At 72.5% G+C, this 18,956-nt stretch carries 22 protein-coding genes; 15 read left to right on the plus strand and 7 right to left on the minus strand.

Going from position 1 to position 18,956, the window contains the following annotated elements; genetic code table 11:
* Window positions 1-45 precede the first annotated feature (45 nt).
* On the plus strand, window positions 46-1,527 hold the full coding sequence (locus tag ACIGXX_RS22745) for a hypothetical protein (RefSeq protein WP_351161854.1): 1,482 nt from the start codon (window positions 46-48) through the stop codon (window positions 1,525-1,527).
* An 18-nt stretch (window positions 1,528-1,545) separates the two neighbouring features.
* Here the strand turns inward: ACIGXX_RS22745 and ACIGXX_RS22750 are convergent, their stop codons facing one another.
* Window positions 1,546-2,436, minus strand: a complete 891-nt coding sequence (locus tag ACIGXX_RS22750) for a neutral zinc metallopeptidase (RefSeq protein WP_399978136.1) — start codon at window positions 2,434-2,436, stop codon at window positions 1,546-1,548.
* Window positions 2,437-2,679: 243 nt separating this feature from the next.
* Between ACIGXX_RS22750 and ACIGXX_RS22755 the strand changes: the two genes are divergently transcribed.
* The 4 genes from ACIGXX_RS22755 (at window position 2,680) to ACIGXX_RS22770 (ending at window position 6,748) form a co-directional block, all read left to right on the plus strand.
* The gene (locus tag ACIGXX_RS22755) at window positions 2,680-3,465 is read left to right on the plus strand and encodes a hypothetical protein (RefSeq protein ID WP_361463467.1); all 786 of its coding nucleotides are present in this window, start codon (window positions 2,680-2,682) and stop codon (window positions 3,463-3,465) included.
* Between the two features lie 149 nt (window positions 3,466-3,614).
* Window positions 3,615-5,213 carry an ABC-F family ATP-binding cassette domain-containing protein gene (locus ACIGXX_RS22760; protein ID WP_351161849.1) on the plus strand — a complete coding sequence of 533 codons (1,599 nt, stop codon included), beginning with the start codon at window positions 3,615-3,617 and terminating at the stop codon, window positions 5,211-5,213.
* A gap of 366 nt (window positions 5,214-5,579) precedes the next feature.
* A complete protein-coding gene (locus tag ACIGXX_RS22765; protein ID WP_055550175.1) occupies window positions 5,580-5,801 on the plus strand; it encodes a helix-turn-helix domain-containing protein in 222 nt (73 codons plus the stop codon).
* A 134-nt stretch (window positions 5,802-5,935) separates the two neighbouring features.
* A complete protein-coding gene (locus ACIGXX_RS22770) occupies window positions 5,936-6,748 on the plus strand; it encodes an enoyl-CoA hydratase/isomerase family protein (RefSeq protein ID WP_351161846.1) in 813 nt (270 codons plus the stop codon).
* Between the two features lie 5 nt (window positions 6,749-6,753).
* Here ACIGXX_RS22770 and ACIGXX_RS22775 read toward each other — a convergent pair whose 3' ends face one another.
* Window positions 6,754-7,497, minus strand: coding sequence for a nucleopolyhedrovirus P10 family protein (locus ACIGXX_RS22775; RefSeq protein WP_361463465.1), 744 nt, complete (start codon window positions 7,495-7,497; stop codon window positions 6,754-6,756).
* A gap of 93 nt (window positions 7,498-7,590) precedes the next feature.
* On the opposite strand from ACIGXX_RS22775, the gene ACIGXX_RS22780 reads away from it, so the two are divergent.
* Genes ACIGXX_RS22780 through amaP form a run of 5 tightly spaced genes read left to right on the plus strand, consistent with a single transcriptional unit; the run spans window position 7,591 to window position 9,929 of the window.
* On the plus strand, window positions 7,591-8,088 hold the full coding sequence (locus tag ACIGXX_RS22780) for an Asp23/Gls24 family envelope stress response protein (RefSeq protein ID WP_351161842.1): 498 nt from the start codon (window positions 7,591-7,593) through the stop codon (window positions 8,086-8,088).
* Window positions 8,089-8,124: 36 nt separating this feature from the next.
* Window positions 8,125-8,313: a hypothetical protein gene (locus tag ACIGXX_RS22785; RefSeq protein ID WP_249590721.1), complete on the plus strand. Its 189-nt coding sequence runs from the start codon at window positions 8,125-8,127 to the stop codon at window positions 8,311-8,313.
* Window positions 8,314-8,316: 3 nt separating this feature from the next.
* Complete coding sequence (locus tag ACIGXX_RS22790; RefSeq protein ID WP_351161840.1) at window positions 8,317-8,661, plus strand: hypothetical protein; 345 nt, start codon at window positions 8,317-8,319, stop codon at window positions 8,659-8,661.
* The gene (locus tag ACIGXX_RS22795; protein ID WP_351161838.1) at window positions 8,658-9,344 is read left to right on the plus strand and encodes a DUF6286 domain-containing protein; all 687 of its coding nucleotides are present in this window, start codon (window positions 8,658-8,660) and stop codon (window positions 9,342-9,344) included. The genes ACIGXX_RS22790 and ACIGXX_RS22795 overlap by 4 nt, the downstream gene beginning before the upstream one ends.
* Before the next feature lie 6 nt (window positions 9,345-9,350).
* Entirely contained in the window at window positions 9,351-9,929 is a 579-nt protein-coding gene (amaP, locus tag ACIGXX_RS22800; RefSeq protein ID WP_351161836.1) for an alkaline shock response membrane anchor protein AmaP, read from the plus strand.
* 52 nt (window positions 9,930-9,981) lie between these two features.
* Here amaP and ACIGXX_RS22805 read toward each other — a convergent pair whose 3' ends face one another.
* The 5 genes from ACIGXX_RS22805 to ACIGXX_RS22825 form a co-directional block, all read right to left on the minus strand.
* On the minus strand, window positions 9,982-10,737 hold the full coding sequence (locus tag ACIGXX_RS22805; RefSeq protein ID WP_351161834.1) for an SDR family oxidoreductase: 756 nt from the start codon (window positions 10,735-10,737) through the stop codon (window positions 9,982-9,984).
* 52 nt (window positions 10,738-10,789) lie between these two features.
* Complete coding sequence (locus ACIGXX_RS22810; protein WP_361463461.1) at window positions 10,790-11,584, minus strand: SURF1 family protein; 795 nt, start codon at window positions 11,582-11,584, stop codon at window positions 10,790-10,792.
* A 197-nt stretch (window positions 11,585-11,781) separates the two neighbouring features.
* The gene (locus ACIGXX_RS22815) at window positions 11,782-12,015 is read right to left on the minus strand and encodes a hypothetical protein (RefSeq protein WP_351161830.1); all 234 of its coding nucleotides are present in this window, start codon (window positions 12,013-12,015) and stop codon (window positions 11,782-11,784) included.
* A 90-nt stretch (window positions 12,016-12,105) separates the two neighbouring features.
* Window positions 12,106-13,113, minus strand: coding sequence for a DEDDh family exonuclease (locus tag ACIGXX_RS22820; RefSeq protein WP_351161828.1), 1,008 nt, complete (start codon window positions 13,111-13,113; stop codon window positions 12,106-12,108).
* Between the two features lie 31 nt (window positions 13,114-13,144).
* Window positions 13,145-13,792 carry a TetR family transcriptional regulator gene (locus ACIGXX_RS22825; RefSeq protein WP_351161826.1) on the minus strand — a complete coding sequence of 216 codons (648 nt, stop codon included), beginning with the start codon at window positions 13,790-13,792 and terminating at the stop codon, window positions 13,145-13,147.
* A 71-nt stretch (window positions 13,793-13,863) separates the two neighbouring features.
* Here ACIGXX_RS22825 and ACIGXX_RS22830 point away from each other — a divergent pair, with 71 nt between their 5' ends.
* The 5 genes from ACIGXX_RS22830 (at window position 13,864) to ACIGXX_RS22850 (ending at window position 18,884) form a co-directional block, all read left to right on the plus strand.
* The gene (locus tag ACIGXX_RS22830; protein WP_383819881.1) at window positions 13,864-14,661 is read left to right on the plus strand and encodes an acetoacetate decarboxylase family protein; all 798 of its coding nucleotides are present in this window, start codon (window positions 13,864-13,866) and stop codon (window positions 14,659-14,661) included.
* Window position 14,662: 1 nt separating this feature from the next.
* Window positions 14,663-15,547: an SDR family NAD(P)-dependent oxidoreductase gene (locus tag ACIGXX_RS22835; RefSeq protein ID WP_366463350.1), complete on the plus strand. Its 885-nt coding sequence runs from the start codon at window positions 14,663-14,665 to the stop codon at window positions 15,545-15,547.
* Window positions 15,548-15,558: 11 nt separating this feature from the next.
* Window positions 15,559-16,842 (plus strand): amidohydrolase family protein, encoded by a 1,284-nt coding sequence (locus tag ACIGXX_RS22840; RefSeq protein WP_366463351.1) that lies wholly within the window; start codon window positions 15,559-15,561, stop codon window positions 16,840-16,842.
* Window positions 16,843-16,853: 11 nt separating this feature from the next.
* Window positions 16,854-18,083: an amidohydrolase family protein gene (locus tag ACIGXX_RS22845; protein WP_351162494.1), complete on the plus strand. Its 1,230-nt coding sequence runs from the start codon at window positions 16,854-16,856 to the stop codon at window positions 18,081-18,083.
* A 72-nt stretch (window positions 18,084-18,155) separates the two neighbouring features.
* Entirely contained in the window at window positions 18,156-18,884 is a 729-nt protein-coding gene (locus ACIGXX_RS22850; RefSeq protein ID WP_361463453.1) for a VIT family protein, read from the plus strand.
* Window positions 18,885-18,956: the final 72 nt, after the last annotated feature.

Below are 18,956 nucleotides of genomic sequence, written 5' to 3' on the forward strand. Positions count from 1 at the left end.
GCATTCCGTTTGGGTTTTCGGACCGTCAACAGGAAGACTGCTCCCGTGACGTCCCGTATCCCGCGCGACTCAAGGCTCCGACTCGTCCGCGCTCAGTCCCCCAGGGCCGAGAGGCGAGCGGGGGCGGAGCGCGGCACAGCGCGACCCCTGACCGCCCCCGGCGCAGTGACACAAGCGCGCTCACGCCGCCCCGCGCCCCGGCCCCCCGAGGGCACACCCGCCCCCGGCGAACTCGCCCGGATGGCGCGCAAAGGCCTGGCCGACGCCGTACGAGTGGCCCGCTGGGCCGACACCACCCTGCGCCCCGGGCGCGGCCGCAAGGGAGCGCCCGACGGCCCGGCGGCCAAAGGGGCGGCCGACGCAGCCGGCGGCACCCAGGGCACCCTCTCCGCCGCCACCGCCGAACGGGCCGCCGCGGAACTCGGACTGACCCCGGATCAGGTCCGCGCCGACTGGGACACCGCACGCCTGGCCGGCCTCATCGAGGTGCACGGCGACATCGCGCGCCCCGGCTGGCGGCTGCGCGCCTGGGACCGTGACGACGCCGCCGTCCTGCGCGGCTGGGTCGCGCTCTTCGACGCCTGGTCGCTCACGCACGCGGCATCGCGCGAACTGGCCCCCGCCACCGTGGCCGAGACCGTCGAGGCCATGCCGCAGCTCCTCACCCTGCTGCAGCTCTCCGCGGGCCCCGTCCCCGTGCCCCAGCTCCTGGACCTCCTCGACCAGCGCGTCACCGAACTGCGCACGGAACGCTGCGAGATCCCCTACGGCCCGCAGCCCGAACCGGTCGACCCCGCCGACACCCCGGCCCTGCCCACCCTCCTCGACTGGGCGCTGCGCGGCCTCGCCGCCGTCGGCGCGCTGACGTACGCGGACGGACAGGCCACCCTCACGCCGCTCGGCTCCTGGGCGGTCTGGGTCAAGCTCGAGCAGATCTGCGTCGCCGCGCAGAGCCCGGCGGGCAACATCGAGCAGTCCGCCGAGGACATGCTCCGCGGCTGCGCGCGCCTGCGCCCGAACGCCGCCCGCTCCGAGTACCGCGCCTGGCTCGCCGCCCGCCCCGTCGGCAGCGCCGTCACCGAGCTCCTGGACGCCGCCCGCGGCGAGGACGCCCTCCTGCGCGGCCTCGCCTTCGAGGCCCTGCGGGTGGTCGGCTCCCCGGCCGAGGCCGAGGTGCGGTCCGTCGTGGACGAGACCTCGCTGCGGCCCTACGCCCTCATCTGGCTGGCCGAGCAGGAGGGCGCGGACCCCGAGGACGTCCACCTGGTCCTGACGCGGGACGAGTCGACGTGGCTGTGGGTCGACACCGCCGCGGCCGTCGCCGACCACGGGGAGATCCACCTCCTCGTACGGCACCTGGAGTCCGCGGTGCAGCCCACGGTGCCCGCGCTCCTGGACGAGATCCGCCGCATCGGCCACCCCCGCACCGTCCAGGTCCTGGTCGCCCTCGCGGCGGCCCACCCGGACCCGGCGCTGGCCAAGGCCGTGCGGCGGGCGGCCTTCCAGGTGCACACGGGCGGCGTCTGAGTCACCCGGGCGCGCGGCTCACCGGAAGGTGTTGCACTGCCCCATGTCGCCGGTGCGGTAGCCCTGGTAGAACCACTGCTGGCGCTGCTCGGCCGAGCCGTGCGTCCAGGACTCGGGGGTGACCCGGCCCTGGAACTTCTCCTGGATGCGGTCGTCGCCCACCGCGGCCGCCGCGTCCAGGCCCTCGCGGATGTCCGCGTCGTTCAGGCTGGTGATCAGCGGCTTGCCCGTCTTGTCGTCGGGGGTGCGGGTCGCGTGCCGCGCCCACACGCCCGCGTAGCAGTCGGCCTGCAGCTCGACCTTCACGGCGTTGCTGTTCTGCCCCGTACGCCCGTCCTGGGAGCGCTCCAGCGTCCCCATCAGGTTCTGCACGTGGTGCCCGTACTCGTGCGCCACCACGTACGCCTGCGCGAAGGGGCCGCCGCTGGAGCCGAACTTCGTCCGCAGCTCCTCGAAGAAGCCCAGGTCCAGATAGACCTTCCGGTCACCGGGGCAGTAGAACGGGCCGACCGCCGACGTCGCGGCGCCGCACGCCGTGCCCACCCGGTTGGTGAACAGGACCGTCGACGCGGGGGAGTAGCTCGCCTGCCTGCGCCGGAACTCCGCGCGCCAGTAGTCCTGCACGCTGTTGACCACCGCCACGATGCGGCAGTCCTCCTTGGTGTTCGCGTCCTGCCCCGTACGGCAGGTCTGCTGCACCTGCGCCAGGGACGAGGAGGTGGCGGCGGGCTCCTCGTCGCCCGACGAGAGGCCGAGCTGGTCCGGGCCGACCCCGAAGAACAGCCCCAGAAGCAGCGCGATCAGCCCCGCGACGCCGCCGCCGATCGTCGCCTTGCCGCCGGGAACCCGGCTGCCCCGCACATCCTGCACCTCGGACGTGTCCAGATCGGCGTCGTCGTCGAACTGCATGGGCGCACCACCCTCTGCCTCGCGTCCGGGGCGGCGTCGCACCGCCCTGTGCCGAGATGTCGGCGCCTTCATCCTGGTATGCCCCATCCCGCGCGGCGCCGGACGGGGGTCCGAACGGGGGGCCCCGCCGAACGGCGCCTCGTGTCGCGGCCGCCGCCCGGGGCCGCGGGCCGACGCCGCCGCTACGCTCTGCGCCTGTTCCGTGGGCAGAGGTACCGGCAGAGATGCCGCAGAGGGGGCGTCGTGTCCGTAGTGCCGTTCGAGGTGACCGCAGCCGGGCCCGTGAGACGGGCGCCCGCCCGCCGCCGCTCCCGGCTCGCGCTCCCGGTGGTCATCGGCCTCCTCGCCCTGCCGCTCGTCACCGCCGCCCACCACTCGCGACCGGCCCCCTACGGAGACCACGTCACCGTCCACGCGCGCGTGGCCGACGGCGCGGTGGCCCCCGAGCTGCGGACCACGGGCCGCGCGGTCGAGGCGTACGACCCGGCGACAGGCCGCCCGCGCTGGACCTACAGCCGCGAGGGAGCCCGTCCGCTCGCCGTGCTGCCCGCCCCCGGGCACGCCGTCGCGCTCTGGAGCGACGGTCTGGTCACCGACACCGCACGCGCGGACGGCAGCGCCGTCCGCTGGCACCGCGCCATCCCCGGCGGCGCCCCCTGGCTGCGCTCTCCCGCCGCCCGCGGCGCCGCCGGAGTCCTCCAGCCGCTCGACCCCCGCGGCCGCATGCTCGCCGTCGTCACGCCGCACCGCGTGGCCGCCTACCGCACCGCCGACGGCGACCTGCGCTGGGTGCTGCCGGCCCGCCCCGGCTGCGCCTTCGAGCCCGCCCGTTCCGTGCGCCGGGGCACCGCCCTGATGATCGCCCAGCCCTGCCGCGACGCCGCGACGTCCTGGACCGCGCAGCTGATCGCGGTGGACGACCTCGGCCGGATCGTGCCCGGGCGAACACCCCTGGGCAACGAGCTGCCGGGCGGCGCCGCCGACGGCGTACCACCCCGGGCAGAAAATGAGGTTGCACGGCCCCGTTAGAATTGGCCGCATGGCCATTCTCCTCGTGCATTAGACGGCGTGATCGCCCGCCCGCCAGCCCGCCACCGCCCTTGCAACGGCGCGCTGCGCGCGGCACCACCTTGTTGTCCTTCCGCCGTCCATACCCACCCTTGCCCAGGAGTCTGTCCGTGATCACCGCTTCCGGCATCGAGCTGCGCGCCGGCGCCCGCATCCTCATCGAGAACGCTTCCTTCCGTATCGCCAAGGGCGACCGCATCGGCCTGGTGGGCCGCAACGGAGCGGGCAAGACCACGCTCACCAAGTGCCTCGCCGGTGAGGGCATCCCGGCCGGCGGCACCATCAGCCGCTCCGGGGAGGTCGGCTACCTCCCGCAGGACCCGCGCACCGGCGACCTGGACGTGCTCGCCCGCGACCGCATCCTCTCCGCCCGCGGGCTCGACACCCTGATCCGCAAGATGCGCGAGAACGAACAGCGCATCGCCAACGGCTCGGGCGGCACCCGCGACAAGGCGATGAAGCAGTACGAGCGCCAGGAGACGGAGTTCCTCACCAAGGGCGGGTACGCCGCCGAGGCCGAGGCCTCCACCATCGCCGCCGCGCTCAGCCTCCCCGACCGCGTGCTCGGCCAGCCCCTGCACACGCTCTCCGGTGGCCAGCGCCGCCGCGTCGAGCTGGCCCGCATCCTCTTCTCGGACGCCGACACCCTGCTCCTCGACGAGCCGACCAACCACCTCGACGCCGACTCCATCGTCTGGCTCAGGGACTACCTCAAGTCCTACCGCGGCGGCTTCATCGTGATCTCCCACGACGTCGAACTGGTCGAGACGGTCGTCAACAAGGTCTTCTACCTGGACGCCAACCGCGCCCAGATCGACGTCTACAACATGGGCTGGCGGCTCTACCAGCAGCAGCGCGAGTCCGACGAGAAGCGCCGCAAGCGCGAGCGCCAGAACGCCGAGAAGAAGGCCAGCCAGCTCCACTCGCAGGCCGACAAGATGCGCGCCAAGGCCACCAAGACGGTCGCCGCGCAGAACATGGCCAAGCGGGCCGACAAGCTCCTCGCGGGCCTCGACGAGGTACGCCAGAGCGACAAGGTCGCCAAGCTGCGCTTCCCGGACCCCTCGCCCTGCGGCAAGACCCCGCTGATGGCCGAGGGACTCTCGAAGTCGTACGGCTCCCTCGAGATCTTCACGGACGTCGACCTCGCCATCGACAAGGGCTCACGCGTGGTCATCCTGGGCCTCAACGGCGCGGGCAAGACCACGCTCCTGCGGCTCCTCGGCGGCGCCGAGAAGCCCGACACCGGGCAGGTCATCGAGGGCCACGGCCTCAAGCTCGGCTACTACGCCCAGGAGCACGAGACCCTCGACCCGGAGCGCACGGTCCTGGAGAACATGCGCTCGGCCGCCCCCGACCTCGACCTGGTGGCGGTGCGCAAGACGCTCGGTTCGTTCCTCTTCTCCGGAGACGACGTCGACAAGCCGGCGGGCGTCCTGTCCGGCGGCGAGAAGACCCGTCTGGCCCTGGCCACCCTGGTGGTCTCCTCCGCCAACGTGCTGCTCCTCGACGAGCCCACGAACAACCTCGACCCGGCGAGCCGCGAGGAGATCCTCGGCGCCCTTCGCACCTACAAGGGCGCGGTCGTCCTCGTCACGCACGACGAGGGCGCGGTGGAGGCGCTCCAGCCGGAGCGGATCATCCTGCTGCCCGACGGCGTCGAGGACCTGTGGGGCCAGGACTACGCGGATCTGGTCGCGCTCGCCTGATCCGGGTTTCCGGGGTGTCCACCTTGGTTGATCGAATAACTGATCCACTGCGTATGGATCATTCGGCCGATCCGTGATCCTTCATCTGTGTGAGGTCTCCTCGTACCGAAGTGTGGGATACACGGATTTCCCAGGTCGCAGGGGTGTCCTCCGGGGCTCTCCCTCTGCACCGCGCTGACCTGGCACTTCGGCCCACAACCCATTCGGCCGTACGGAATTCGATGCGCGGAATCGTTAATTCCGCTCGTGGTTCCGCCGTCCCCGACGGGAAAGCTCGTCGTACCGACCTTGCCGAATGGGTGGCCAGGAAGCCCGGGAGGGGTGATCATGAGAAGTCCAGAGCGCACTTCCCATGAGGAGGCACGGGTGGCCGAGACTCTGAAGAAGGGCAGCCGGGTAACCGGCGCCGCGCGCGACAAGCTCGCGGCAGACCTGAAGAAGAAGTACGACGGCGGTGCGAGCATCCGGGCGTTGGCCGAGGAGACCGGCCGTTCGTACGGCTTTGTGCACCGGATGCTCAGTGAGTCCGGAGTCACGCTGCGGGGACGCGGCGGGGCGACGCGAGGCAAGAAGGCCGCAGCCGGCTGACGGCTGCGGGCGGTTCACCGGCTCCGACGGTGGCCACCCGGTCGATCGACTGATCGACCGGGTGGTTACTGTGCAGTCACTTACGGACGCGAACGTGCGTCCGGACCGACCGCACACCACCATCGGAGGCCCCCATGGTTTCGCCCGGCAGTGAACTCGGCGGATCCGCACCGGTACTCGACAAGGACGGCGTACGCCTGACTGTCGACGAGGCCGTCGCCACGGTGACGCTGGCCAACCCGGCCAAGCGCAACGCCCAATCTCCCGCGCTGTGGAGGGCGTTGGCCGAGGCAGGCCAGATGTTGCCGGGCAGTGTCCGTGTCGTCGTGCTCCGCGGTGAGGGTAAGTCCTTCTCCGCGGGCCTCGACCGCCAGGCGTTCACGCCCGAGGGCTTCGACGGTGAGCCGTCATTCATCGATCTGGCGCGCGGTGACGACGGCGTCCTCGACGCGACGATCGCCGAGTACCAGGAGGCTTTCACCTGGTGGCGGCGCAGCGACATCGTGTCCGTCGCCGCCGTGCAGGGGCATGCCATCGGTGCGGGCTTCCAGCTCGCGCTCGCCTGTGACCTGCGGATCGTCGCCGACGACGTGCAGTTCGCCATGCGCGAGACCAGCCTGGGCCTCGTACCCGATCTCACCGGCACGCACCCCCTCGTGGGACTTGTCGGCTACGCCCGCGCGCTGGAGATCTGCGCCACCGGGCGGTTCGTCCACGCGCCCGAGGCCGAGCGGGTGGGCCTGGCCAACCTCGTCGTGCCCGCGGACCAGCTCGACGCGTCCGTGAACGACCTGACCGCCGCGCTCCTGGCCGCGCCGCGCGACGCGGTCATCGAGACCAAGGCACTGCTCCAGGGCGTCGTCGGCCGTACGTACGAGGAGCAGCGCACCGCCGAGCGCGCCGCGCAGGGGCGACGCCTGCGGGACCTGGCGGGGCTCGGCGACTGACGCCCTCACTCCACCCCGGTGACCAGGACGGCAACCGTTGGGTGGTCCGCCAGAGCGTCACCGACCGCCGTGCGGACCGCGAGCGCCACGTCCAGGGCGCGGTGCTCGCGGTCCGTCGCCAGCTCCACGCGCGCGTGGCGCCGCGGCAGGGCGGTGCCCGTCGTCGGCAGCTCGTCGAGGTGAACGGCCCGGCCGAAGCCGCCAAGGGCGCCCGTCAGCCGCCGTACGCCCGGCACCTCCAGGGCGGCGCTCGCCGCGCGGGCCTCGTCCCCGCTGCCCGGCGCCGCCTGCGCCCCGTCCTGCAGCGCCTCCTTGTCCACCGGGTCCACGGGCACCTCGCCGGGAGGCTGCCCCGCGTCCAGCAGCGTCGTCACGCTGAGATCCACCTCCTCGACCACCAGGCCGAGCCGCTCGCCGGCCGCCGCGAACAGCGCCGCCCGGAGCCGGGCCGCCGCCGCGGGAAGCGGCTCGGTGGGCTCGGCGGCGAACTCCGCCGTGATCCGCAGCGGGCCCGGCGGCAGCGCGCTCGGCGGTGACGGCACGGAGGACGCGTACGCCTTCGACGGATCGGCCAGCGCCACCCGCAGGCCGCCGAGCCGTACGCCGCTCACCCGTTCCGCCGCATGGCGCAGTACTTCGTTCGCACACGCCTCCGTCAGCCAGGAGCCGTCACCCGGGCCTCCCAGGGGGAGAACCCGGCCCAGGCCGAGCTGTCGCCGTACCGCCTCAGTCCATCCGTCACCGGTCATTGCCCCAGCCTGCCGCATCCCTGGCGCGCGCGGACGGAACCGCACTTAGTGTGGGCGAAGGAGTAGATCCCCTTTCGAAAGGGACACACGGCGATGACCGACACCGGACAGCGGAACCGGCCTCAGGAGACCCTCGCGAAGGAGTCCCCGGACGAGGCGCTGGGGAAGAGCAGTACGACCAAGAGGGGCGGCGGCGACCCCGCCACCCGGGGGCGCACCACCATCGCGGACGGCGTGGTCGAGAAGATCGCGGGGCTCGCGGCCCGCGACGTCGACGGCGTGCACGCGATGGGCGGCGGGCTCGCCAGGACCTTCGGGGCCGTACGCGACCGGGTGCCGGGCGGATCCGGCTCCAAGTCCGTGTCGCGCGGCGTGAAGGCCGAGGTCGGCGAGGTGCAGACGGCACTCGACCTGGAGATCGTCGTCGAGTACGGCGTCTCGATCGCCGACGTCACGCGCGACGTGCGCGAGAACGTCATCGGTGCGGTCGAGCGCATGACCGGGCTCGAAGTCGTCGAGGTCAACATCGCGGTCAGCGATGTGAAGCTCCCGGACGAGGAAGACGATGAGCCGCAAGGCCGCCTGCAGTAACCCTGTCGCTGGGAGCGCGAACTCAAGGAGCGCACGATGAGCATGGCCGTGATCGGCATGGTGGCCGGAATGGCACTCGGCTTCGCCGGGTACTTCGGCGGGTTCGGAGCGTTTCTGCTGGTGGCAGCCCTCGGCGCCATAGGGTTTGTCGCGGGCCGGTTCCTCGAGGGGGACCTGGAGCTCGGCGACTTCTTCCGTACCCGTGGCGACGACCGGCGGCGGTGAGCCGTGGCGGCAGAGGTCGCACCCGGGGAGCGCGGTGCGACCCGGATCGCCGATCGGGTCGTCGCGAAGATCGCGGCCCAGGCGGCACGTGAGGCGCTGACGGCGGTGCCCGCGGACGGCTCGCCGCCGCACGCGACCGTCACCGTGCGCCACGACGTCGCCCGCGTGCGGATCAGCGTCGAGCTGGACTACCCCTCGGACATCGGCGCGCAGTGCGGTGCGGTGCGTCGCCAAGTCGCCCAGCGGGTAAAGGCGTTGGCGGGGATGGAAGTGCCCGAGGTCGCCGTCCAGGTGGAGCGGCTGCACTCGGCACACAGGCACGCCGCGGCGCAGGGGAGGACGCGATGAGCGAGGCTCAAGGGCCCCCGGGCGCGGGAGGCGGTGGCGGCACACAGCCGCTGCCCGTCGTCGAACGCACCGGGAGCGAACTCGACCAGTCGGCCTCCGCGGCGGCCTACGACCCGCCGCCCACGCTGGCCGACGAGACCAAAGCGACCCGCTTCTGGTCGGCGCGGCGCGTGCCCGCCGCCGTCCTCTCGCTGCTGCTCCTCGGCGGCGCGGGGCTTCTTCTGTACGACATCGCCGCCGTGCGGGCCGGGCACTCGGCCATGGGCTGGCGGCGCGACCTCGCCCGCGAACTCGCCGAGCGGCCCCTGGACGACACGGCGGTCCTCGTCGGCGCCGGGGTGGCGGCGGCCGCCGGGATCTGGCTGCTCGTGCTCGCCGTGACGCCCGGCCTCCGGGCGATCCTCGCGATGCGCCGCGGGGACGCGGACGTACGGGCGGGGCTGCACCGGGGCGCCGCCGCGATGGTGCTGCGGGACCGGGCGATGGACGTGTCCGGCGTGCAGTCGGTGCGGGTCCGCATGACGCGCTCCAAGGTGGACGTCCACGCGGTCTCGCACTTCCGTGAACTCGACGACGTACGAAGCGACTTGGACGCCACGCTGGCCGACGGCATCAGGGACCTGGGCCTGGCCCGCGGCCCCGGGCTCTCCGTCCGGGTGGCACGGCCTGGCAGGAAGGGCTGAGCGGCGATGCTGAAGACGGTCAACCGTGTGGTGCTCGGCCTCATCGGCCTGGTGCTGGTGCTCGGGGGCGGCTCGGTCCTCGCGGTCGGGCTCGGGGCGTCGCCGCCGTCGTGGTGGGTCCACGACGGGAAGCGTGACGTCCTGCTGAGCGACGCGGACCGCTCGCGCTGGCGCGACGAGGGCTGGTTCTGGCCCACCGTGATCGCCGTGCTCGCGGTCTGTCTGCTGCTCGCCCTGTGGTGGCTGGTGGCGCAGCTGCGGCGGCGGAGGCTGGCCGAGGTGCTCGTGGAGACCGGGGACGGCGAGGGCGCGCTGTTGCGCGGACGGGCCCTGGAGAGCGTGCTCGTGGGGGAGGCGGAGTCGCTGGAGGGCGTACAGCGGGCCGCGGTCGCCCTGACGGGCCGCCGCAACGCTCCGGACGCGCGGGTGTCCCTGCTCCTGGAGCCCCACGCGATGCCCGACGAGGCGCTGCACCGGCTCTCCGCGGAGGCGCTGGCGCACGCGCGGGACTCGGCGGGGCTCGCCCGGCTGCCCGCCGTGGTGCAGCTGCGGGCCGTGAAGCATCGGGCCGAGCGGGTCAGTTGAGGGCTCCGGTACGGGGCCGCGTAAGGCCCCGTACCGGTCGGAGACCCCGCGGCTAGAACCCGTGCCGCGCCCCGCCGTCCACCGGCAGCATGATCCCCGTCAGGTACGAAGCCGCGGGCGAGAGCAGGAAGGCCGCCGTCCGCCCGAACTCCTCCGGGGTCCCGTACCGCCGCAGCGGAATCCGCGACTCGTGGCCCGCGCGGGTCGCCTCGGGGTCCGCGGAGAGCCCGTCCAGCTGCCGCACGCGGTCGGTGTCGATACGGGACGGAAGCAGCCCCACCACGCGGATGCCCCGGGGGCCGAGCTCGTCGGAGAGCGACTTCGCGAAGCCCGCGAGGCCGGGCCGCAGCCCGTTGGAGATGGTCAGGCCCGGAATCGGCTCGTGCACGGAGGCGGACAGCACGAAGCCGATGACACCCGCCTCGCCGAGCTCCGCCGCCGCGGTGCGCGCGAGCCGCACCGCACCGAGGAAGACGGACTCGAAGGCCGACTCCCACTGCTCGTCCGTGTTGTCGGCGACGAAACCGGGCGCCGGGCCACCGACGCTGATCAGCACGCCGTCGAAGCGGCCGAAGTGCTCACGCGCGGCGGCGATCAGCCGGCCCGCGACGGCCGGATCGGCGTTGTCCGCCGCGAGGCCACGGGCGTTGTCGCCGAGCTCGGCCGCCGCCTCGGCGACCGTCTTCTCGTCCCGGCCGGTGATCAGTACCTTCGCGCCGTCCGCGACCAGCGAGCGCGCGGCGGCGTTGCCCAGGCCACGGGTGGCGCCGGTGATGACGTAGACGCGGTCCTTCAGTCCAAGATCCATGGCCCTATTTTGCCGCCTCGCGCCGACGGTGTCTTAGGCGAGGGGGGTACCGCTACACACCGGCGGGAGTGGCCTCCGGCGCCGGAGCCTGCGCGGCGGCCCTGCGGTCCCGCACCTCCCGGCGCACCAGGACCACCCAGCCGATGGGGACGCCCGTGCAGAACAGCCACCACTGGACCGCGTACGCCATGTGCGGGCCGATGTCGCCGTGCTCGGGCTCGCCGATCAGCTGGGGGGAGCCCCCGTCCCCGGAGGGCTCGGGCGAGGTCAGCTCGACGTAGCCGCCGAGCACCTCCTTGCCGAGGCTGTGGGCCTGCTGCCCGCTGCTGATCAGCATGATCTGACGGTCCGGCAGCCCCTGGACGTCCTTGATGCCGCTCTGCGCGGACGTCTCGTCGGCCATCAGGCGGCCGGTGACGGTGATCTCGCCCTTGGGCGCCGCGGGGATCTTCGGGAAGGCGGTCTGCGGTCCGTTCGCCGGGATCCAGCCCCGGTTGACCAGCAGGACCTTGCCGTCGTCGAGGACGAACGGGGTCAGGACGTGGAAGCCGATCTCCTCGTCGGAGTTCGTGCGGCGCCGCACGACGACCTCGTGCTCGGTGTCGAACGTCCCGTGCGCGCTCACCCGGCGGTAGCGCTCGGAGGGCTTCACGGAGTGGCCGGGCGAGGTCAGCCGCTCGGCCGGCACCGGATCGGCGTCCAGCGCCTCGGCGATCTCCGCGTTCTGCGCGACGCGGTGCTCGTGGCGGTGCAATTGCCAGAAGCCCAGCTCGATCATCGTGGGGATGAGGACGAGGCCGATGAGGGTGAGGATCACCCACTGCCGGGACAACAGGAAGCGGTACACGCCTTCGACGTTACCCGGCGCATATCGGCCCCCGGCGGGAGGGGTCCCGTCGGGGGCCGGCCCCGGTGCGGCGGGGAGCACACAGCCGACTTGTACCGCCGGGGGGTGTACCGCGGATCATCCCCGCACGGGCGGGGAAAACGGACGGCCGCGGTGCCCCGCACAACGATCGCCTGAATGCCCGGTCACGTGTCGGGTCACACCCTGTCGACGATGCCCACCTGCCCCTCCGCCCGGGAGCAGTGCGCACCGCAGTACCACTTGCCCTCGGCCTCCACGCCCTGGCCGATGATCCGGCAGCGGCAGTGCTCACAGATGGGCGCCATGCGGTGAATGGCGCAGGAGAAGCAGTCGAAGACGTGCACCGCGCCTTGCGCGTGCACCTCGAACGACATGCCGTAGTCGTTTCCGCAGACCTCGCAACGTGCCATGCGCCACAGGGTGGGACGCGCGGCGCCCGCATGCGAGCAAGCAGGCGGGCGCCGGTCCGACAATCACCCGTCTGCCGTCCGCCGGGCGGCTCAGCCCTCCGCCGCCGGAGCGACGTCCTGGAGGAGCTGGCCGAAGGCCGCCTCGTCGATGACGGGCGTGCCGAAGGAGCGCGCCTTGACGGTCTTGGAGGTGCCCGAGTCCGGATCGTTCGTGACGAGCAGGCTGGTCAGGCGCGACACGCTCGTCGCGATGTGCAGCCCCGCCTCGACCGCGCGGTCCTCGAGCAGCTCGCGCTCGATGGAGGTGTCTCCGGAGAACGCGACGCGCATGCCCTGCTGGAGCGGTTTGCCCGTTTCGTACCGCCCCGGGTTGGGGTACGGGCAGGCGGGCCGCTTGCGTGAGGGGCGCCAACTCCCCGGTCCGTACGACGAGTACGAGGAGGCGGCGGAGCCCGGTCCCGTGGGCTGGCGGACGATGCGGGCCGCGCCGTCGGACCACTCGGTGAGCGGGCGGCACTCCAGGAGCGGCAGGCGCACCCCGCCGCTCGCGGCGGCCTTGAGGCTGGGCCGGAAGGCCTCGGCGAGCACGCGTGCGTCGTCGAGGGCGTTGTGCGCCTGGCGCTGCTCGACCCCGAAGTGCGCGGCGAGCGACTCCAGCTTGTGGTTGGGCAGCGGGAGCTGAAGCTCCTTGGAGAGGGCGATGGTGCACAGGCGCTGGCGCACGGGGGCGGTGAGTTCCGCGCGTGCGTACTCCCTGGCGATCATCGACCAGTCGAAGACGGCGTTGTGCGCGACCAGGACGCGGTCGGCGAGGCGCGCGGCGAACTCGTCGGCGATGTCCTTGAAGAGCGGGGCGTCGGCGAGGAGGTCGCTGGTGAGGCCGTGGATCCAGACGGGTCCGGGGTCGCGCTGGGGGTTGACCAGCGTGTACCAGTGGTCCTCCACCTCGCCCTGGGCGTCCACCCGGTAGACGGCAGCCGACACTATGCGGTCGTCGCGGGCGAGACCCGTGGTCTCGACGTCGACGACCGCGTACCCCGTTGGGTACGCGGCCGGCCAGGTGGCTGCGGACGCTGCGGTCGTCTGGTCTTCGAGCATGGTCCATGAGGATACGGGCCGCGACTGACAGTCAGGTCCCCGGTCCGGATCCCGTGTGCAGGAGTCCGGACACCAACGCCCTCACCGACAGGGTGAACAGGGCTTCCGGGTCGACCGGGCGGGCGAGCGCACGGGCGAGTGCCGGGTCCTCCTCCGCCGTCTGCGCGCCCCACAGCTCCTCCTCGCCGGGCCGTTGCACCGGCGCGCGCTCGCGGTTGCGTTCGACGAGGACGTGACCCACGACATGGACCTGGACGGCGCGTACGGCGTCGGCGGCGCGGGCGCCGCGCAGGCCCGCCGCGTGCACTTCGTGGACGAGGACCTGCTGGGCGGGCAGGAACATCCGCTCGGTGAGGCCGCGTTCGTGCACCATCGCGACGAGGTGCGGGTGGTCGCGCAGCTGCCGGCGCAGGGCGCGGGCCACGGAGACGATGCGCCGGGCGGGGGTCGTTCCGGAGGGGCGGATCTCGCGGAGGTCGGCGACGGTGCGTTCGACGAGCGCGTCCAGGAGCGACTCGCGGTTGCCCACGTGCCAGTAGATCGAGGTGACGGCGGTGCCGAGCTCGGCGGCCAGCTTGCGCATCGTCAGGCCCTGCGGGCCGTGCTGCTTCACGAGCCCGGCGGCGGCGACGAGCACCTGCTCCCGGTTCAGATGCGTACGCGTCTCTTCACTCTTCACGCCTCCTGTTGTAACTGTGTTACAGAACCGCCCGCAAGACCTCTTGTAGTCCTGACGAAGGGTGGTACGACATGGCACGCGTACGTTACGGAGCGCGCACCGAGGCGGAGATCGCCGCGGCGCGCACCGCGAGTTCGAAGCTGCCCGACATCTGGTCCACCGGTGTGGTGGCCGTCTGGGAGAGCGATCCGGACGCGGTGGCGGCCGTCCTGCCGCCCCCGCTCAAGCCCACGGACCGGCCCCTGGTGCGGGCCAACATCAGCAAGGTCGACCTGCCCGGCTATCCGCTCGGCGCGGGCTCGGTGGCCGTCGCCGCCGAGCACGCCGGGGTGCGGGGGTGGTATCCGCTGGTCATGCCGATGACCCATGAGCGGGCGCTGATCGGCGGGCGTGAGGTCTTCGGCGAGCCGAAGAAGCTGGGCGAGGTCGAGGTGGAGCGCGACGGCCTGGTGATCCGCGCGTGGCTGGCCCGGCACGGCATCGCGTTCGTGGAGGTGCGCGGCGCGGTCAGTGGCGCGCTGCCGCTTCCGGAGCCGGTCCAGAAGACGGACTTCTACTTCAAGTTCCTTCCCGCGGTGGACGGTTCGGGCTTCGACGCCGATCCGGTGCTCGTGCACTGCGTGCGCAACGAGAAGGTCCGCAAGCTGGAGGGCATCACCGGGGACGTCGTCCTGCGCGAGTCGATGTACGACCCGGTCGCGGACCTCCCCGTACGCGCGGTGGTCGAGATCACCATCGGCGAGAAGACCACCGACCAGAAGGGCCGGGTGGCCGAGCGGGTCAGCGCGCAGGCGCTGCTGCCCTACATCCACCAGCGCTACGACGACCCGCAGCAGATCCTCGACGGCCCGCCCGAGGGGAGCGCCTGAGATGGAGCTGCGGGAGGGGCAGGTCGCCGTCGTCACGGGCGCGGCGAGCGGCATCGGCCTCGCCATGGCGCGGCGGTTCGCGGCGGGCGGCCTGAAGGTGGTGCTGGCGGACGTCGAGGAGGGCGCCCTGGAGAAGGCGGCGGCCGGGCTGCGCGAGGACGGGGCGAGCGTGCACGCGCGCGTGGTCGACGTCGGCTCGCGCGAGCAGGTCTTCGCGCTCGCCGAAGCGGCGTACGAGAAGTTCGGCGCCGTCCATGTGCTGTGCAACAACGCGGGGGTCGGCTCGGGCGCCGAGGGGCGCATGTGGGAGCACGAGCCGAACGACTGGAAGTGGGCCTTCGAGGTCAATGTGTGGGGTGTCTTCCACGGCATCCAGGCCTTCGTGCCCCGGATGATCGCGGGCGGCGAGCCGGGCCATGTCGTCAACACGTCCTCCGGTGACGGCGGCATCGCACCGCTGCCGACGGCGTCCGTGTACGCGGTCACGAAGGCGGCCGTCGTGACGATGACGGAGTCGCTGTACGCGCATCTCAAGGCGGAGCACGCGCGCGTGGGCGCTTCCGTGCTCTTTCCGGGTCCGCACATGCTGCGTACGGGGCTGTGGGAGTCGCACCGCAACCGGCCCGACCGGTATGCCAAGGCCCGGCCCCGCAAGACGCCTTACCGCAGCCTCGACCAGTGGGAGTCGGCGATGAAGGACGCCGGTCACGCGGTGGAGTTCACGCCGGTCGAGCAGGTCGCGGACTTCGTGGCGGAGGGGATCGCGGCCGACCGGTTCTGGCTGCTTCCGGAGAGCGAGCACAGCGACCGGCAGATCAAGGCCAGGTCGCGGTCGATGCTCGACCGCGCCAACCCGGCGTACTTGGAGAGCTTCATTCTGGACTGAAGGGCACGTTGATGACCGACCAGGATCCCTACCTGATCATTTCCTCCGACTGCCATGCCGGGCTGCCCACCGAGGAGTACCGGCCCTATCTCGACAGCCGCTTCCACCGGGACTTCGACCAGTTCCTGGGGGAGCGCGACGCCCGCCGCGCGGAGGCGACCCGGCTCGGCATCCGCAACGACGCGTTCGCCGCCAAGTGGTTCCAGGACAACGAGGAGGGGCTGCGCGGCGGTTGGGAGACCTCGCAGCGCCTCAAGGAGCTGGACGGCGACGGGGTGGCCGCCGAGGTCGTCTTTCCCGACGCGGACGCCGTGGACAGCCAGACGGCCGCGCCCTTCGGGGTGGGCCTCGGTCTCTCCGGGGACCAGGACCCGGACCTCGGCATGGCGGGCGCGCAGGCGCACAACCGCTGGCTCGCCGAGTTCGTGTCCGAGCATCCCGAACGGCACTGCGGTGTGGCCCTGCTGCCCATCACCGGGGAGGTCGACCGTGTCGTGGCCGAGGTGCACCGGGCCAAGGAGTCCGGGCTCGGCGCGCTGATGATCCCCTCCATGTGGGTCGACAAGGCGCCCTACCACGACCGGCGTTACGACCCCGTGTGGGCGGCGGCGGCCGAGTGCGCGATGCCCGTGGTGACCCACTCCGGGGCGGCGCCCCGCCACGAGTACGGCGACCACTTGGGGATCTATGTCTCCGAGGTGACCTGGTGGCCCGCGCGCCCGCTGTGGTTCATGCTCTGGTCGGGCGTCTTCGAGCGCCATCCGGGGCTGAAGTTCGGTGTCGCGGAGTCCGGCTGCTGGTGGCTGCCGAACCTCCTGTGGTTCATGGACCGCCTCTACCTGGGTGCGCACGGCGGCAAGAAGCTCTCCCCGTTCGCGGAGCTCAAGCGGCCGCCGCACGAGTACCTGGACCGGCAGATCTTCATCTGCGCCACCAACACCAAGCGCCGTGAACTGGCCCAGCGCTACGAGATCGGCGTCGACAACATCCTGTGGGGCAGCGATTTCCCGCACCCCGAAGGCACCTGGCCAGACACGCGCGCGTGGCTGAAGAAGACCTTCCACGACATCCCGGTGGGGGAGTCCCGCCGGATGCTGGGCCTTGCGGCGGCGGAGGTGTTCGGCTTCGACACCGAGAAGCTGGCGCCGCTGGCCCGCCGGATCGGCCCGACACCGGCCGAACTCGGCCAGGACTCCGACCAGTCGGCCGTCGAGGCGTCCTGGGCGCGCTCGCGCGAGGTGGGCCGCCACTGGCTGACGGACCACGACTTCCCGGTACTGGGGGCGGACGCATGAGTGCACGACGCATGACCGAAGAGCGCTACACCGTCATCTCGGCGGACTGCCACGCGGGCGCCGATCTCCTGGACTACAAGCCCTACTTGGAGTCGCGCCACCACGACGCGTTCGACGCCTGGGCGGCCACCTACGTCAATCCGTACGAGGACCTGCTCGCCGACACCGCCGACCGCAACTGGAACTCGGACCGCCGCCTCGCCGAGCTCGAACAGGACGGCATCGTCGCCGAGGTCGTCTTCCCGAACACCATCCCGCCCTTCTTCCCGACCGCCTCCCTGATGGCGCCCGCGCCCACACGGGAGGAGTTCGAGCAGCGCTGGGCCGGTCTGCGCGCCCACAACCGCTGGCTCGCCGACTTCTGCGCCGCGGCCGACGGCCGCAGGGCGGGCGTCTTCCAGATCCTCCTGAACGACGTGGACGAGGCCGTCAAGGAGATCCACTGGGCGGCCGACGCGGGCCTCAAGGGCGGCCTGCTGCTGCCCGGCACACCGCCGGGCAGCGGGCTGGCGGAGCTCTACTCGGCGACGTACGACCCGATCTGGGCGGCCTGCGCCGAGCGCGGGGTGCCGGTCAACCACCATGCGGGGTCGGCGTCGCCGCCCCTTGGCGAGGAACCGGCCGCGCGGGCCGTGTTCATGGTGGAGACGACGTGGTTCTCGCACCGGGCGCTGTGGCACCTGGTGTTCGGCGGTGCCTTCCGCCGCCACCCGGAGCTGCGGCTCGTGCTCACCGAGCAGGGATCGGGCTGGATCCCGGGCGTGCTCGACATGCTGGACTACTACCACGGGCGCCTGGTCGCCGCGGCATCGAGGGCGGACACCGCCGAGTCGAAGTTCGGGGCGGGGCTCGCCGATTCGATGGGCAAGGGACCGTCCGAGGTGTGGCGCGAGAACTGCTTCGTCGGCGCGAGCTTCATGCGCCCGCACGAGGCGCGGATGCGGGACCGGATCGGCCTCGACAAGATCATGTGGGGGAGCGACTACCCGCACGACGAAGGCACGCACCCGTACTCGCGCGAAGGCCTGCGCATCGCCTACGCGGGACTGCCGAAGGACGAGATAGCGGCCATGGTCGGCGGCAACGCGGCCCGCGTCTACGGCTTCGACCTGGAGCGGCTCGACGCGGTCGCCGCGCGCGTGGGACCGACGGTCCAGGAACTGGACGAACCCCTCAAGGAGACGCCGGTCGGCGCGACGAGCCCGGTGTTCGCTCCGGGAGGGTCGGTACGCGTCTGGTGAGAGCGTGCCCCTGCCGACGGTGACGGCGTGCCCCTGCCGGAGTCGCTCACCCGGGGGTGAGACCCTCCCCGGGTGAGTGATCAGGCAAGCGATCAGGTGGCCGAACACGACGAGGCGCACGGCGGCGCGCTCGCCTCCCGTCTCAACTGGCTGCGGGCGGCCGTGCTGGGGGCCAACGACGGCATCGTCTCCACGGCGGGTCTCGTGGTCGGCGTGGCGGGCGCCACGGGCGACCGCAGCACGCTGCTCACGGCCGGTTTTGCTGGACTGCTCGCCGGGTCGATGTCGATGGCGGCGGGCGAGTACGTCTCCGTGTCCACCCAGCGCGACTCCGAGAAGGCGGCACTCGCCATGGAGAAGCGCGAGCTGCGGGAGCAGCCCGAGGCCGAGCTGGCCGAGCTGACGGACCTCCTCCAGGACCGCGGGCTGAGCCGCGAAGTGGCCCGGGAGGCGGCCGAGCAGCTCACCGAGCGGGACGCGCTGCGGGCGCACGCGCGCGTGGAGCTCGGTATCGACCCCGACGAGCTCACCAACCCGTGGCACGCCGCCTGGGCCAGCTTCGTGGCCTTCACGGTGGGCGCGCTGCTTCCGCTCCTCGCGATCGTCCTGCCGCCCTCTGACTGGCGCCTGGCGGTCACGGTCGTCTCGGTCCTGGGCGCGCTCGCCCTCACGGGCTGGAGCAGCGCGCGGCTGGGCTCCGCGGCCGTGCGGCCCGCCGTGCTGCGCAACATGGGGGGAGGGGCGCTCGCGATGGCGGTGACGTACGGGGCGGGGGTGCTGCTCGGGGCGGTGGGGGTCTGAGGGGCTGCGGTTGGCCGAACGGCCTCAGCTGTCCGCGGGTCGGCAGCTGTCCGGGCGCCGGTGGTTGTCCGA

The organism is Streptomyces sp. NPDC055243 (assembly GCF_044544025.1).
Taxonomy (GTDB): domain Bacteria; phylum Actinomycetota; class Actinomycetes; order Streptomycetales; family Streptomycetaceae; genus Streptomyces.